Below are 14,953 nucleotides of genomic sequence, written 5' to 3'. Positions count from 1 at the left end.
GGCGTCAGCTCTCGTCGGCGGAGGCCGTGACGGACGGCTGCGCCTGCTCCGCCGCCGCGGTCTTCTTCGACGTCGACTTCGCGGCCTTCTTGGTGGCGGTGGACTTCGCCGCCTTCTTGGCCGTCGCCTTCTTGGCGGCGGTCTTGGGGGCCGCCGTCTTCTTGGCGGCGGTCTTCTTCGCCGTGGCCTTCTTCGCGGTCTTACGGGCCGTCTTCTTGGCCGGAGCGGCCTCCTCGGCGCCCTCTGGTTCAGCAGGGGCCTCGGAAGGAGCCTCCGCGGCCGACGGCACGACCACGACGGCCGCGTCCTCGGATGTGGTCGGCGCGGTGGCCTTCCGTACCGCGCGGCGCCGCGTACGGGCCGGAGCGGGGCTCTCCTCGGCGGCCGGAGCCTCGACCGGTGCCTCGGCCCGCGGTTGTTCGGCGACCGCCGTGGGCGCGGACTCGGCGACCGTCACCACGGCAGCCTCGGCGCCCGCGGGGGAACCGGCCGGTGCGGAGACCTTGCGGGTCGCGCGGCGACGCGTACGGCCCTTGGGCGCGGCCTCCTCGGCGGCCGGAACGACCGGGTCCTCGACCGCGACCGGCTCGGCCTGCGCCTCGGCGGCCGACTCCGGCTGCACCGGACGCTCGACCTCCCGCTCGACCTCGGCGGCCCGCTCCGCGCGGTCGGCCCTGTCCGCCTCACGCTTGGGCGCACCCGCCGGAGCCGAAGCCCGACGGCCGGCCCGGCGCCGCGAACGGCCTCGCCCGACCGCGGCCTCCGCCTCGGCGACGCTGCTGTACAGCTCCTCGTCCGGCGCATAGTCAGGAGCGGTCAGCGCGACCGGCTCGGCGACCTCGGCGGCCACCTCGGCCTCGCTCTCCGCCTCCTGCTCCACGGTCTCGAAGACCTCGGCGCCCTCGACGACGGCCGCGGCCTCGTGCTCGTGGACCTGCCCGTCACCGCCACGTCCGCGCTTACGGCGCTTGCCGCCGCCTCCGGTGGAGGTCGGCTGCTCCATGTGCACGATGACACCGCGCCCGTTGCAGTGGACGCAGGTCTCCGAGAAGGACTCCAGCAGCCCCTGTCCGACCCGCTTACGGGTCATCTGGACCAGGCCCAGCGAGGTCACTTCCGCCACCTGGTGCTTCGTACGGTCCCGGCCCAGGCACTCCAGCAAGCGCCGCAGCACCAGGTCCCTGTTGCTCTCCAGCACCATGTCGATGAAGTCGATGACGACGATGCCGCCGAGGTCCCGCAGCCGCAGCTGGCGCACGATCTCCTCGGCCGCCTCCAGGTTGTTCCTGGTCACGGTCTCTTCGAGGTTGCCGCCCTGACCGGTGAACTTGCCGGTGTTGACGTCGATCACGATCATCGCTTCGGTCTTGTCGATCACCAGCGAACCGCCGCTGGGCAGCCAGACCTTGCGGTCGAGGGCCTTCATCAGCTGCTCGTCGATCCGGTACGTGGCGAAGACGTCGACCTCGGAGGTCCACCTCTGCAGCCGGTCCGCGAGATCGGGCGCGACATGGGCGACGTATCCGTGGACGGTGTCCCAGGCCTCGTCACCGCTGACGATGACCTTGGTGAAGTCCTCGTTGAAGATGTCGCGGACGACGCGGACGGTCATGTCCGGCTCGCCGTACAGCAGCGTCGGCGCGTTGCCGCTCTTGGCCTTCTTCTGGATGTCCTCCCACTGCGCCTGCAGCCGCTCGACGTCCCGGCGCAGCTCGTCCTCGCTCGCGCCCTCGGCGGCGGTGCGCACGATGACGCCCGCGTCCTCGGGGACGATCTTCTTGAGGATGGTCTTCAGCCGCGCCCGCTCGGTGTCGGGCAGCTTGCGGCTGATGCCGGTCATCGAGCCCTCGGGGACGTACACGAGGTAGCGGCCCGGGAGGGAGACCTGGCTGGTGAGCCGGGCGCCCTTGTGTCCGATCGGGTCCTTGGTGACCTGCACGAGGACGGACTGGCCCGACTTCAGCGCGGACTCGATGCGCCGCGGCCCGTTGGCCATGCCGAGCGCCTCGAAGTTGACCTCACCGGCATAGAGCACGGCATTGCGGCCCTTGCCGATGTCGATGAAGGCTGCCTCCATCGAGGGCAGGACGTTCTGCACCTTGCCGAGATACACATTGCCGACGTACGAGGTCGCCTGCTCCTTGTTGACGTAGTGCTCGACGAGCACGCCGTCCTCCAGGACGCCGATCTGCGTACGCTCACCGCTCTGCCGGACGACCATGACGCGCTCGACGGCCTCGCGGCGGGCCAGGAACTCGGCCTCGGTGATGATCGGGACGCGGCGGCGCCCCTGCTCACGGCCTTCGCGGCGGCGCTGCTTCTTGGCCTCCAGACGCGTGGAGCCCTTGATGGACTGCACCTCGTCGGACGGCTCAGCCTTCGGGCGGGGCTCGCGGACCTTGACGACGGTACGCTCGGGGTCGTCCTCGGACAGCTCACCGGCATCCCCGCCGTCACCGGAGCGACGGCGACGACGGCGCCGGCGACGGCTGCTGCTGGAGCCGCCGGACCCACCGCCCTGCTCCTCGCGGCCCTCGGCCTCTTCCTCGTCTTCCTCGACCTGCTCGGCGGTGTCCTCGGCGTCCTGCACGGCCTGCTCGGCGGCGACCTCCTCGGTCTCCTCCGACTCGTCCTCGCCACCCGACTCCGCGGACTCACCACGGCGACGGCGACGGCCGCCACGACGGCGGCGACGACGCGAGCCGGTCTCCTCGGCCTCGTCACTGTCGACGGTGTCCTCGGCCTGCTCCTCGGCCTCGTCCGCCGCGTCCTCCACGGCGGTCTCGGCGGCGGCCTGCGGCTCGGCCTCCTCAGCGAAGGCAGCCCCCCGGCGCCGGCGCCGACGCCGCGTCCCGGCCGGCTCCTCCTCCGGGAACTCCTCGGGCTCCACGACCTCGGCCTCCGCGGCCGCCTCGGCGGCAGCCCGCTGGGGCGTCTGGAACTTCGGCTCGGTGAAAACGGGCGCCTGGAACACCGGCGCGACCGGCCGCCTCGGCCGACGCGTCTTCCCTTCCTCGCCCTCGGCGCCCTCCGCCGCCGCAGGCTTCGCGGGCTCGGCGAACCCGACGGCAGCCGAACGCACGGAACGGCGACGCGAACGCTTGGGGGCAGCCCCTTCGGCAGCCTCGGCGACGGGCTGCTCCGCAGCACGCGGCTCTTCCGCGGCCTCCTCGGCAACCTGCTCCGCCTCAGCGGGAGCAGCCTCTACGGCGGACTCGGCGGCGGTCACCCGCCGGGTGGCCCGGCGACGCGCACGACGCGGGGCGGCCTCCTCGGCGACTTCGGCGACCGGCTCCGCCTCAGCGGCGGGCACCTCCGCGGTCTCGGTGGACTCCACGGCCGCAGGAGCGGCGGCAGGCGCGGACACCCGCCGAGTGGCACGCCGACGCGCACGGGGCGGAGCGGCGTCCTCGGCGGCGTCCCCAGCCGCGACCGGCTCGGCGGCCACGTCGGCAGCAGGCTCGACGGTCTCAGCCGCGGGCACGACCGCCTCGGCGGCCGGTACGACGGTCTCGGCGGCCTCGGCCGCCGCCGGAGCCCCGGCAGGCGCCGACGCACGGCGGACAGCACGGCGACGCGTACGACCGGCGGGCGCGGCCGTCTCCGCGGCCTCAGCAGACTTCTCAGCCTCTTCGGCCTCTTCAGCCTTTGCGACCTCAGCGGCCTCTTCAGCCATCACGGCGTCTCCGGCCTCTTCAGTCTCTTCGGCCGCCGCAACCGCCGCGGCCTCTTCGATGTTCTCGGTCACGTCACTCACGACGCTCGCCTCAGGCGCAGCGGTCGCAGCGGCCCCGACTGCCTCTTCGGCAAGGTCGGCGGACTCGGCCACGGCCGGTATGGCCGGCGCGACGGTCTCCGCCGCGGCCTCTGTGGTGCCGGCGGGCGATCCCGCCGGGCGGGAAGCGGCACGGCGCCGACGACGCGGCGGCAGGGTGTCGCTGGGAGTGTTCGGTTCGGAGTCCGTGACGGACTCGTTCGGTTCGGTCGGCTCGAGCATGCGGGGGTTTCTCCCGTCAGGCTCCCGGGCGCCGCACCTGGTCCGGCGTGGATGCCGGTGACGTCCGCGGCTCGCGCGATGCGCGGTGCCGCCGTCCGGGGCGCGGGCGCCGCTCGGGAGCTCTCTGTGTCCTGTCTCGCCGGTTCCGTACGCCGATTTGCGTACGGCCTGGCGAAAGTCTTGTGGTCGGTGCGCTGCCCGACCCAGGTGGCTCCCGAGTACCAGGGCGGCGCTACGACGTCCGTCCTACGCGGAACCTTCCTTACGCCGGCGCCTTCGCGGCGGCAGACGATGGTTCGGCCGATGGGGGGGCCGTGTCTGCCTCGCGGTCGGGCGCGAGCGGGTCGGTCACCGTGCCGGTCTCTTCATCGAACAGCCCCTGCGCCAGCCTGGTCACCCCTGCGGGGACCGGCGGCGCCAGGTCGGCCACGGCGCGGAGACCGGACAGGACGTCGTCGGGTCGTACGGCAGGCGTCACGTGCCGAACAACCAGCCGCAGTATCGCACAGGGCTGGTCGGTCGGCCTATCAGCTGCCGAACTGTGCGTTTCAAGGCTGACGACCGCCGGGCGGGCGTCGAAGGTCCGTAGGCCGTTCTTGGTTCTCCGCTGGACCTCTACGGACTCGGCGGCGGTGAAGGCCCGGACCGCGCGCTCGGCGTCGGCCGGGTCCACTCCGTCGAGCCGCAGCTCCCATTCGGATGCCGTGAGCCGGTCGGCGAGCCCCGAGGTGCGGGACTCGACCGCCTCGATGATGTCGAGCCCGGCGGGCATCGACTCGTCGAGCAGAACCTTCAGCTTCTCCGGGTCGCGCGCCTCGGTGAGCGCGATCTCCAGGTACTCCGCCTCACTGCCCGTGCCGGTGGGTGCGGCATTGGCGTACGACACCTTCGGATGCGGCGTGAACCCCGCCGAGTACGCCATCGGCACCTCGGCACGGCGCAGCGCACGCTCGAAGGCGCGCTGGAAGTCACGGTGGCTGGTGAACCGGAGGCGGCCGCGCTTGGTGTAGCGCAGTCGGATGCGCTGCACCGCGGGTGCGGGCGGCGGGCCTTCGGGCTGTCGCTTGCCCAGTGTCGTTCAGTCCTTCGTGAGAGCGGTCGTACTGCTACCAAGAGTACGTGTCTCGGCGCCCGCAGGTTCCCGCCGTACGACCTCCTCCGGCTCCGGCGGCCGGCCGAACAGCATCTGCCGGACGTCGGCCCTGGCCCGCCGCACGGACTCCCGCGCGGATTCCAGCGCCTGCCGGGCGACCCGCCCCACAGCGCGCGCGGCCTCGGCGGCGGGCCGCAGCACGACGTCCCGCACCGCATGCCCCACCGGCGTCAGCACACTCCGGTACACCCACCGCACCGGCTCGACGAAGATCCACCGCAGAAGCGTTCCGAGGAACCGCCCCACGGCCCGCGAGATCCGCCCCGCGACCCGCCACGCATGCCCGAGCGCCTCCCCGATCTCCCGCCCGATGACGGCGAGCACTTGACCGACGGGCACGAGGATGTACCGCCACAATCCGAGGGCGGGCAGCACGATCAGAATCCGCGCGGTCCAGTACAGGGCCGTGCCGATCCCGGTGACGGTGATGCGCACGACCCACACGAGCCCGTTCACGCACCACGCGATGGCCTGTCCGATGGGCGTGAGGACCCACATGATCCCGTGTCCGAGAGGCGTCAGCAGCCGTACGTAGATCCACTCGAGACCGGCTCCGATCCCCCGGGCCACCCAGGCGATCGCGTGCCCGACCGGAGTCAGCACATACCGATACAGCCACACACACGGCACGACGACGAACACGTTCCCGAGCCATGCGAGCCCCTTGCCGAGGGGCACGACGACATACCGCCACAACCCCACGAACGGCCACACGAAGACCGCCCGCCCCACCCACAGCAACGCCCGCCCGAGCGGCCGGAACACCGTGTCGTTCAGGAACCGCCCGGCGACGACCAGCCCGTCCCACACCATTCGTACCGGCACGACCAGCACAAGCACCACGATCCGTACGGGTATCCGAATCGCGACGACAAGGCACCCCTCGGGGTTCTGCTGCTGCGGCGGGGGTGACTTCTCGAGATCCATACCTGCGTAGACGCTGCAACGCCCCGTCCGGATGCAGTAAGCATCAAGGGCCGGAACTGGAGGCGGCAGTACCCGGGGCTGTGAGGATCTCGATCAGCGCTGTGGTGGCGGGTGGGTCCGGCGGGTCGCCGTACGTGGCGGCGTAGATCCGGCGGGCGTTGCCGGTGAGCTGTGTGGTGTGGATGCCCGGCGCCCGGTGAGCCTGCAACGCGAGTCCGTTGAGTATGGCGACACCCATCCCGGCGGCCACCAGCGCCTGGGCGACGACCGTGTCGTCGCAGGAGTAGGCGATGCGTGGGGAGAAGCCGGCGCGTTCGCATGCCGTGACCGTGGCGGCTCGGCAGCGTTCGCAGCCGCCGACCCAGGCGGAGTCACGGTGGTCTTCGAGGCGCGGACGGGGCTGGTCGCTGATGAGATAGAGGGGGTCGTCCAGCAGGTGGGTGAGCCGGATTCCCTCCTCCTCCAGCGGAGTGTCGGCGTGCCGGAAGATCAGGGCGATGTCGACGTGTCCCGAACGCAGCATCTGCAGGCCCTCGACCGGGTGGGCGTCGACGAGGTTCAGCTCGATTCCCGGGTACGAGCGGGACAGTTCGGCGGCGGCCCTCGGTACGAGGGTGCTGAGGACGGTCTGGAAACCGGCGAGCCGTACCCGTCCGGCGCGAAGACCCACACGGGCGGCCAGCTCGACAGATGCGGCGTCGACGCGGCCCAGTATCTCTGTGGCCCGTTGGGCGAGGAGTTCACCTTCGGGGGTGAGCCGGATACCGCGGCCGGCTCGTTGGATGAGCCTGGCTCCGGTGGCTGCTTCCAGCCGCCCCAGGTGATGGCTGACCGACGGCTGGGAGTAGTGCAGTTCCTTCGCTGCCTCGGTCACCGATCCATGACGGGCGACCGCCTCCAGCACCTTGAGATGCGTCAGGTTCAGCATGGATTAAGTTTATCTATGAGACCTGGGAAGAAATGACATTAGACGTCATGGCACCGGGACGGCCATCATCGCTTCATGAAGAGCTGACCCAACGACAGCTGACGCAAGGGAGCACCAGCCATGTCGCTCGCCCGTGTCCACAACTTCTCCATCTCCCTCGACGGCTTCGGCACCGGTGACGGTCTGAGCCTTGACGCACCGTTCGGCCATGCCGGCGAAAGGCTGCACGAGTGGATGTTCACCACCGGGTTCTGGCACAACATGACCGGCCGGCCCGGCGGGACCCGCGGCCTCGACGACGCCTTCGCGCGGCAGTTCGAGCCCGGGGTCGGTGCCGAGATCATGGGCGCCGGCAAGTTCGGCTACCCCGGATGGCACGAGGACCCGGACTGGAAGGGATGGTGGGGGCCCAACCCGCCGTTCCACACACCGACGTTCATCCTCACCCACCACACGCGCCCGCCGATCGAGATGGAAGGCGGCACCACCTTCCACTTCCTCGACACGTCGCCCGCCAAGGCACTCGAGACGGCCCGCGAGGCCGCGGGCGGCCAGGACGTACGCATCGGCGGCGGCCCCACCGTGATCCGCGACTTCCTCGCCGCCGGCCTCATCGACCACATGCACGTCGTGGTGACCCCCATCCTGCTCGGCCGAGGCGTCCGCCTCTGGGACGGACTGGAGGCCACCGAGGAGAACTACAAGATCGAGTCCGCCTCCTCACCCAGCGGGGTCACGCACCTGACCTTCACGCGCGCGGGCCTCTGAACCATGTCGGCGGCCTGCGCAGACGGATTCAGTGAGTGTGTCCGCTGGTGGCAGTCTCAGACTTCTTGACCGTCAGCGGCAGCAACTTCTTCCCCGTAGGCCCGATTTGGATGGACGTGTCCATCTGCGGGCACACCCCGCAATCGAAGCACGGCGTCCACCGGCAGTCCTCGACCTCCGTCTCGTCGAGGGCGTCCTGCCAGTCCTCCCAGAGCCAGTCCTTGTCGAGGCCGGAGTCGAGGTGGTCCCAGGGGAGGACTTCCTCGTAGGTGCGTTCGCGGGTGGTGTACCAGTCGACGTCGACGCCGAAGGGGGCCAGCGCCTTGTCGGCGGACTGCATCCAGCGGTCGTAGGAGAAGTGTTCGCGCCAGCCGTCGAAGCGGCCGCCGTCCTCGTAGACCGCGCGGATGACCGCGCCGATGCGGCGGTCGCCGCGGGACAACAAGCCCTCCACGATGCCCGGCTTGCCGTCGTGGTAGCGGAAGCCGATCGAGCGGCCGTACTTCTTGTCGCCGCGGATCTTGTCGCGGAGCTTCCCGAGGCGGGCGTCCGTCTCCTCGGCGGAGAGCTGGGGGGCCCACTGGAAGGGGGTGTGGGGCTTGGGGACGAAGCCGCCGATCGAGACCGTGCAGCGGATGTCGTTCTGGCCCGAGACCTCGCGGCCCTTCTGGATCACGTTCATCGCCATGTCGGCGATCTGGAGGACGTCGTCATCCGTCTCGGTCGGCAAGCCGCACATGAAGTACAGCTTCACCTGGCGCCAGCCGTTGCCGTACGCCGTCGCCACCGTCCGGATCAGGTCCTCTTCCGAGACCATCTTGTTGATGACCTTGCGCAGGCGCTCCGAGCCGCCCTCGGGGGCGAAGGTGAGGCCGGAGCGGCGGCCGTTGCGCGTCAGCTCGTTCGCCAGGTCGACGTTGAAGGCATCGACACGGGTCGAGGGGAGGGACAAGCCGATCTTGTCCTCCTCGTAGCGGTCCGCGAGGCCCTTCGCGATGTCGCCGATCTCCGAGTGGTCGGCGCTCGACAACGAGAGAAGACCCACCTCCTCGAAGCCCGTCGCCTTCAGGCCCTTGTCGACCATCTCGCCGATGCCCGTGATGGAACGCTCACGGACCGGGCGGGTGATCATGCCCGCCTGGCAGAAGCGGCAGCCGCGGGTGCAGCCGCGGAAGATCTCCACCGACATGCGCTCGTGGACGGTCTCCGCGAGCGGGACGAGGGGCTGCTTGGGGTACGGCCACTCGTCCAGGTCCATCACCGTGTGCTTGGACACACGCCACGGGACGCCCGACTTGTTGGGGACGACGCGGGCGATGCGGCCGTCGGGGAGGTACTCGACGTCGTAGAAGGCCGGGATGTACACGCCGCCGGTCTTCGCGAGGCGGAAGAGGACCTCCTCGCGGCCGCCGGGACGTCCCTCCGCCTTCCACTCGCGGATGATCCGCGTCATGTCGAGCACGGCCTGCTCGCCGTCGCCGATGATCGCCGCGTCGATGAAGTCGGCGATCGGCTCGGGGTTGAAGGCGGCGTGGCCGCCGGCCAGGACGATCGGGTCGTCGAGGCCGCGGTCCTTCGACTCCAGCGGGATGCCCGCCAGGTCCAGGGCCGTCAGCATGTTCGTGTAGCCGAGCTCCGTGGAGAAGGAGAGGCCGAAGACGTCGAAGGCCTTCACCGGCCGGTGGCTGTCCACCGTGAACTGCGGGACAGCGTGCTCCCGCATCAGCGCCTCCAGGTCCGGCCAGACGCTGTAGGTGCGCTCGGCGAGGACGCCCTGCTGTTCGTTCAGAACCTCGTAGAGGATCATGACGCCCTGGTTGGGCAGCCCGACCTCGTACGCGTCCGGGTACATCAGGGCCCAGCGGACGTCGCACGACTCCCACGGCTTGACCGTGGAGTTGAGCTCTCCGCCGACGTACTGGATCGGCTTCTGCACATGGGGGAGCAGAGCTTCGAGCTGCGGGAACACGGATTCTGCGGCCGCAGCGACTTCGGAGGGCATCTCGCGAACCTTCGTGGGCTGGACGGTACTGACAGGGGTGACCATCCAGCCTAACGCGGCCGACGACCTCCCCCGCCCACCCAGCTGTCCGTCCGGGCCTTGATCTCGGCCCAGAGTCCGGGCAGCTCCGCCTCGTCCGCGGCGGCGCGCTGCTCCTCGCGTCCGTACAGCAGCCCGTAGGTGAAGGCGCTCTCCCCCGCCGCGTGCGCCTGCTGCGCGAGCTCCCGCAGGGCCTCCCGGGCCATCACGCTGTCCTGGTGGTCGCCGAGCAGGTTCTGCAGGGACTTCATCGAGTTCAGCAGGGCGGCAGCCGGATCGCCGAGTGCCGGGACCGCGGACTCGGCCGAGTAGCGGGTCCGCTTCGCCTCCTTCCGCGCCTCGTGCAGCGGGACGTCGCGGTCATGGCCCGACGGAAGACCGAGGCCCTCCTCGACCAGCGCGGACACTCTCGAGAAGTCCTTGCGTACGGCCTTCCCGATCACCTTCTCCGGACTGCCGGCCGCCGCTGCCAGCAGGGGCGGGTCGGCGATCAGGGCGTCGAGGGTTTCCAGCAGCGCGAGATACCGCTTCCCGTCCAGTACGGCGATCAGCCGCCGCCGGGAGCCGCCGCGCCGGGCGTGGGACCAGGTGCGCAGCCGGGTGCGGACGGGGCCGGACACCAGGGTCCTGGGCAGTTCGTCCAGCGCGGCGGTGAGGCGCTCGGTCAGCACCTCCTGGTCGCGGTCGACGCCCAGCTCGCCGGCGAGCCATTTCAGTTCGTCGCCGATCGGGTCGGTGACGGTGCGGTCGAGGACTTTGCCGTACGACCTGAAGGCGCTGCGCATCCGGCGGGTGGCGACGCGCAGGCGGTGCACGGAGTCGTACACGTCCCGCCGGACGGCCGGGTCGAGCTCGACGATCGCGTCCCGCTGGGCCCGCAGATAGGCCAGCACATGGTCCCCGGCGGTCCGGGGCGCGGCGGTCGCGGGGGTCTGCTTCTCCTTGCGCCGCTTCTTCTTGGGGGCCGTGTCGGCCAGGGCGCGCGCCAGTTTGGAGGGCGATGCGGACGGTCGTACGCCTGCTTTGCGGAGTCGTTTCTCCACCTTGTCGAGGAAGGCCGGGTCGCCGCCGTCGGCGAGTTCCACCTCGATCTCGCTCCACTGGGCGGTGCCGCCGCCCTCGGTGAGCCGCTCGGCGCGTACGGCGTCGACGCTGACCTCGGCGAGCAGCCGACCGTCGGCGTCCAGGAGGTCGCGTACGTCGCGGGCGGAGCGGAGGCGGACGACGGGGACCAGGTCGGAGTCCCGGACGCGGGAGCGGACGAGCCCGGCGAGGGTGCGCGGCAGGGTGTCGGAGAGGGGGGCCTGGATCTCGTCACGGACCCCGGGGCCGACCGGGAACTTCAGATGCCAGCCGGCGTCCGAGCCGCCGGTCCTGCGGCGCAGGGTGATCGAGGCCGCCGCGAGGCGGGTGTCGACCGTGTCGTAGTAGGTGGCGTCGAGTTCGGCGACACCTTTGTCCATGACGGCCGCGACTCCGGCGACGCCGGTGAGGTCGGGAAGACCACTCTCGTCGGATTCGTACTTGCGCTCGATTTCGCGCTTCGTGTCCGCCATGGACCGAATCTAGTGGCAGTCGGGATCAGATGACAGTGCCTACAGGAGGTGAATCGTGAATGAACGTCAGGGTTCCGGGAGGTTGAATGACTTACGCCGACATGGGTCTTTGCACCCGAATCGACTGCAGCAGTCCCACTGCCACCCACACCGCGAACATGGACGAACCTCCGTACGACACAAACGGCAGCGGCAGCCCCGCCACCGGCATGATCCCGAGCGTCATCCCGATGTTCTCGAAGGACTGGAAGGCGAACCAGGCGATGATCCCGGCGGCGACGATCGTGCCGTACAGCTCGGTCGTCTCACGGGCGATCCGGCACGCGCGCCACAGCACCACACCCAGCAGCGCGATGATCACGACACCGCCGACGAAGCCCAGCTCCTCCCCCGCGACCGTGAACACGAAGTCGGTCTGCTGCTCCGGCACGAACTGGCCGGTGGTCTGCGAGCCGTTGAACAGGCCCGAGCCCGTCAGTCCGCCCGAACCGATCGCGATACGGGCCTGGTTGGTGTTGTAGCCGACGCCCGCCGGGTCCAGCTCCGGGTTGGCGAAGGCGGCGAAGCGGTTGATCTGGTACTCGTCCAGCACACCCAGCTGCCAGACCGCGATCGCGCCCGCGACGCCGACGCCGAGCAGCCCGAAGACCCAGCGGTTGGAGGCGCCGGAGGCCAGCAGCACGCCCAGCACGATGATGACCATGACCATGACCGAGCCGAGGTCGGGCATGAGCAGCACGATCAGTATCGGCACGGTGGCCAGGCCGAGGGCCTGCAGGACCGTGCGATGGTCCGGGTACTGCTTGTCGCCCGCGTCCACCCGTGCCGCCAGCAGCATCGCCATGCCGAGGATGATCGTGACCTTCACGAACTCCGAGGGCTGGAGCGAGAATCCGGCGCCGAGCACGAGCCAGGCGTGGGCGCCGTTGATGGTCGCGCCGAGCGGGGTGAGCACCAGCAGCACCAGGAACACCGAGAGGCCGTACAGGATCGGCACGGCGGTGCGCAGGGTGCGGTGGCCGAGCCAGACCGTGCCGATCATCAGGGCGAAGCCGATGCCGGTGTTGAGCAGATGCCGGACCAGGAAGTAGTACGGGTCGCCCTCGTTGATCTCGGTGCGGTTGCGGGTCGCCGAGTAGACGAGGGCCGCGCCGATCAGCGACAGCGCGATGGCCGACAGCAGTATCGGCCAGTCGAGCCGGCGGGCGAGGGAGTCACGGGCGAACAGCCGGGTCCAGCCCGCGCGCTTGGGACCGTACCCGGAGACGGAGAAGCTGTTGCCGGTCATGTGCGCCTCCTGAGACGCCGCTGCCTCCTGCGGGTGTCACGGTTGCCCGTCGCCGGCGTCTGCACGGTCGCCGCCTGCTGGGCCGCGTCCGACTCGGCCGCACCCTTCTGGCTGGCCTGCTGCTCCTTCGCCGGGTCCCCCTTGACCTTGGGCGCGGTGATCGAACCGTCTGTCTTGATCTTCGGCAGGCTCTTCTGCGGGGTGGGCAGCAGCGCGTTCTTCGGGTTGATCCGGCCGTCGTCGGAGACGCCGTACAGCGCGTCGTAGATGTTGCGGACGGCCGGGCCCGAGGCGCCGGAACCCGTACCACCCTGGGAGATCGTCATGACGACCGTGTAGTCCTTGGTGTACGTCGCGAACCACGACGTCGTCTGCTTGCCGTAGACCTCGGCGGTACCGGTCTTGGCGTGCATCGGGATCTTGTCCTGCGGCCAGCCGCCGAACCGCCAGGCGGCGGTACCGCGGGTGGCGACGCCGGCCAGGGCCTCGTTCATCTCGGCGAGGGTCTTCCGGCCGACGGGCAGCTTGCCGTGCGCGCTGGGCTTGATCGGCGAGACGGTCTTGCCGTCGGCGCTGATGATCGCCTTGCCGACGGTCGGGTCGTACAGGGTGCCGCCGTTGGCGATGGCCCCGTAGATGGTGGCCATCTGGATCGGGGTCACGAGGGTGTCGCCCTGGCCGATGGAGTAGTTGATCTCGTCACCGGCGCGCATCTTGTTGCCCTCGAGGCAGTTCTCGTACGAGATCTTCTCGACGTAACTGCCGTTCTTCTTCCCCGTCTTGCACCAGGCGTCCTTGTTGGCCTCCCAGTACGACTGCTTCCACTGGCGGTCGGGGACGCGGCCGGCGACCTCGTTGGGCAGGTCGATGCCGGTCTCCTTGCCGAGGCCGAACTGGTGGGCGGCCTTGTAGAAGTAGTCCTTGGGCTCCCCCTTCTTGGGGTTGATGCCACCGTCCTTCTGCCACTCGCTGTGCGCGAGCCGGTAGAAGACGGTGTCGCAGGAGACCTCCAGGGCCCGGCCCAGACCGATCGGGCCGTAGCTCTGCGACTCGAAGTTCTTGAAGACCTGGCCGCCGACGGAGTAGGAGCTGGAGCAGTCGTAGTTGCCGTCGAACGGGTAACCGGCCTCGACCGCGGCGGCCGTGGAGACCACCTTGAAGATCGAGCCGGGCGCGGCCTGACCCTGTATGGCCCGGTTCAGCAGCGGGTAGTTGGAGGACTTGCCGGTGAGCCGCGTGTAGTCCTTGGCGGAGATACCGCCGACCCAGGCATTGGGGTCGTACGTCGGGTTGGACGCCATGGCGACGAGGCGGCCGGTCTTGGCCTCCATCACGATGACGGCACCGGAGTCCGCCTTGTAGTTCTCGCCGGTGTTGTCGTCGAACACGTCGCGGGCCTTCTTCATCGCCTCGTTCAGCTCGTACTCGGCGACCCGCTGGACCCGGGCGTCGATGCTGGTGACGAGGTTGTCGCCGGGCTGGGCCTCGTCGGCCTCGGCCTGGCCGATGACGCGGCCGAGGTTGTCCACCTCGTAGCGGGTGACGCCGGCCTTGCCGCGCAGCTCCTTGTCGTACGCCCGCTCCAGACCCGAGCGGCCGACCTGGTCGGAGCGCAGATAGGGCGAGTCGGTGTCCTGCGCCTTGGTGATCTCCTCGTCGGTGACCGGGGAGAGATAGCCGAGGACCTGCGCGGCGTTGGCCGCGCCGGGACTGGTGTACCGGCGTACGGCCTGCGGCTCGGCGGTGATGCCGGGGAAGTCCTCGGAGCGTTCACGGATCTGCAGGGCCTGGCGGGGCGTGGCCTCGTCGGTGACCGGGATCGGCTGGTACGGCGAGCCGTTCCAGCAGGGCTGCGGGGTCTTCGCGTCGCACAGCCGGACCTTGTCCATGACCTCCTTGGGCTTCATGCCCAGGACGCTCGCGAGCTTGGTGAGGACGGCCTTGCCGTCGTCCTTCATCTTCAGCAGCTCGGTGCGCGAGGCGGACACCACCAGCCGTGTCTCGTTGTCCGCGAGGGCGACTCCGCGCGCGTCCAGGATCGAGCCGCGTACGGCGGGCTGGACGACCTGCTGGACGTGGTTGCCGGACGCCTCCTTGGCGTACTCGTCGCCCTCGCGGATCTGCAGGTACCACAGGCGTCCGCCGAGGGTGCCGAGCAGGGAGAGGACGAGGATCTGGATGACGACGAGCCGGATCTGCACGCGTGGCGTCCGGCCGGTCTCCGGGATGTTGGTCACTACTGCCTCCCCCTCTCAGTACGTGTGCGACGTCTTCATATCCGACGGACCTGTGCGC

9 protein-coding genes are annotated in these 14,953 nt (G+C 70.1%); 1 reads left to right on the top strand and 8 read right to left on the bottom strand.

The window, feature by feature from the left end; genetic code table 11:
* Positions 1-4: 4 nt before the first annotated feature.
* The 4 genes from OG828_RS32535 to OG828_RS32520 form a co-directional block, all read right to left on the bottom strand.
* Positions 5-3,997 (bottom strand): Rne/Rng family ribonuclease, encoded by a 3,993-nt coding sequence (locus OG828_RS32535; RefSeq protein ID WP_328503158.1) that lies wholly within the window; start codon positions 3,995-3,997, stop codon positions 5-7.
* Positions 3,998-4,259: 262 nt separating this feature from the next.
* Complete coding sequence (locus tag OG828_RS32530; protein ID WP_328364521.1) at positions 4,260-5,027, bottom strand: TIGR03936 family radical SAM-associated protein; 768 nt, start codon at positions 5,025-5,027, stop codon at positions 4,260-4,262.
* 48 nt (positions 5,028-5,075) lie between these two features.
* On the bottom strand, positions 5,076-6,077 hold the full coding sequence (locus OG828_RS32525) for a hypothetical protein (RefSeq protein WP_328503157.1): 1,002 nt from the start codon (positions 6,075-6,077) through the stop codon (positions 5,076-5,078).
* A gap of 43 nt (positions 6,078-6,120) precedes the next feature.
* Complete coding sequence (locus OG828_RS32520) at positions 6,121-7,005, bottom strand: LysR family transcriptional regulator (RefSeq protein WP_328503156.1); 885 nt, start codon at positions 7,003-7,005, stop codon at positions 6,121-6,123.
* A 120-nt stretch (positions 7,006-7,125) separates the two neighbouring features.
* Between OG828_RS32520 and OG828_RS32515 the strand changes: the two genes are divergently transcribed.
* Positions 7,126-7,773: a dihydrofolate reductase family protein gene (locus tag OG828_RS32515; protein WP_328503155.1), complete on the top strand. Its 648-nt coding sequence runs from the start codon at positions 7,126-7,128 to the stop codon at positions 7,771-7,773.
* A gap of 28 nt (positions 7,774-7,801) precedes the next feature.
* Here the strand turns inward: OG828_RS32515 and OG828_RS32510 are convergent, their stop codons facing one another.
* From OG828_RS32510 to mrdA, 4 genes are all read right to left on the bottom strand, one after another.
* The gene (locus OG828_RS32510) at positions 7,802-9,775 is read right to left on the bottom strand and encodes a TIGR03960 family B12-binding radical SAM protein (protein ID WP_328503154.1); all 1,974 of its coding nucleotides are present in this window, start codon (positions 9,773-9,775) and stop codon (positions 7,802-7,804) included.
* A gap of 50 nt (positions 9,776-9,825) precedes the next feature.
* Complete coding sequence (locus OG828_RS32505) at positions 9,826-11,370, bottom strand: CYTH and CHAD domain-containing protein (protein ID WP_328503153.1); 1,545 nt, start codon at positions 11,368-11,370, stop codon at positions 9,826-9,828.
* A gap of 91 nt (positions 11,371-11,461) precedes the next feature.
* Positions 11,462-12,658 (bottom strand): rod shape-determining protein RodA, encoded by a 1,197-nt coding sequence (rodA, locus tag OG828_RS32500; RefSeq protein WP_328364511.1) that lies wholly within the window; start codon positions 12,656-12,658, stop codon positions 11,462-11,464.
* Complete coding sequence (gene mrdA / locus OG828_RS32495; RefSeq protein WP_328503152.1) at positions 12,655-14,895, bottom strand: penicillin-binding protein 2; 2,241 nt, start codon at positions 14,893-14,895, stop codon at positions 12,655-12,657. Before mrdA ends, rodA begins: the two co-directional genes overlap by 4 nt.
* Positions 14,896-14,953: the final 58 nt, after the last annotated feature.

It is taken from the genome of Streptomyces sp. NBC_00457 (genome assembly GCF_036014015.1).
Classification (GTDB): Bacteria; Actinomycetota; Actinomycetes; order Streptomycetales; family Streptomycetaceae; genus Streptomyces.
This window is presented reverse-complemented; position numbering and strand designations above follow the sequence as displayed.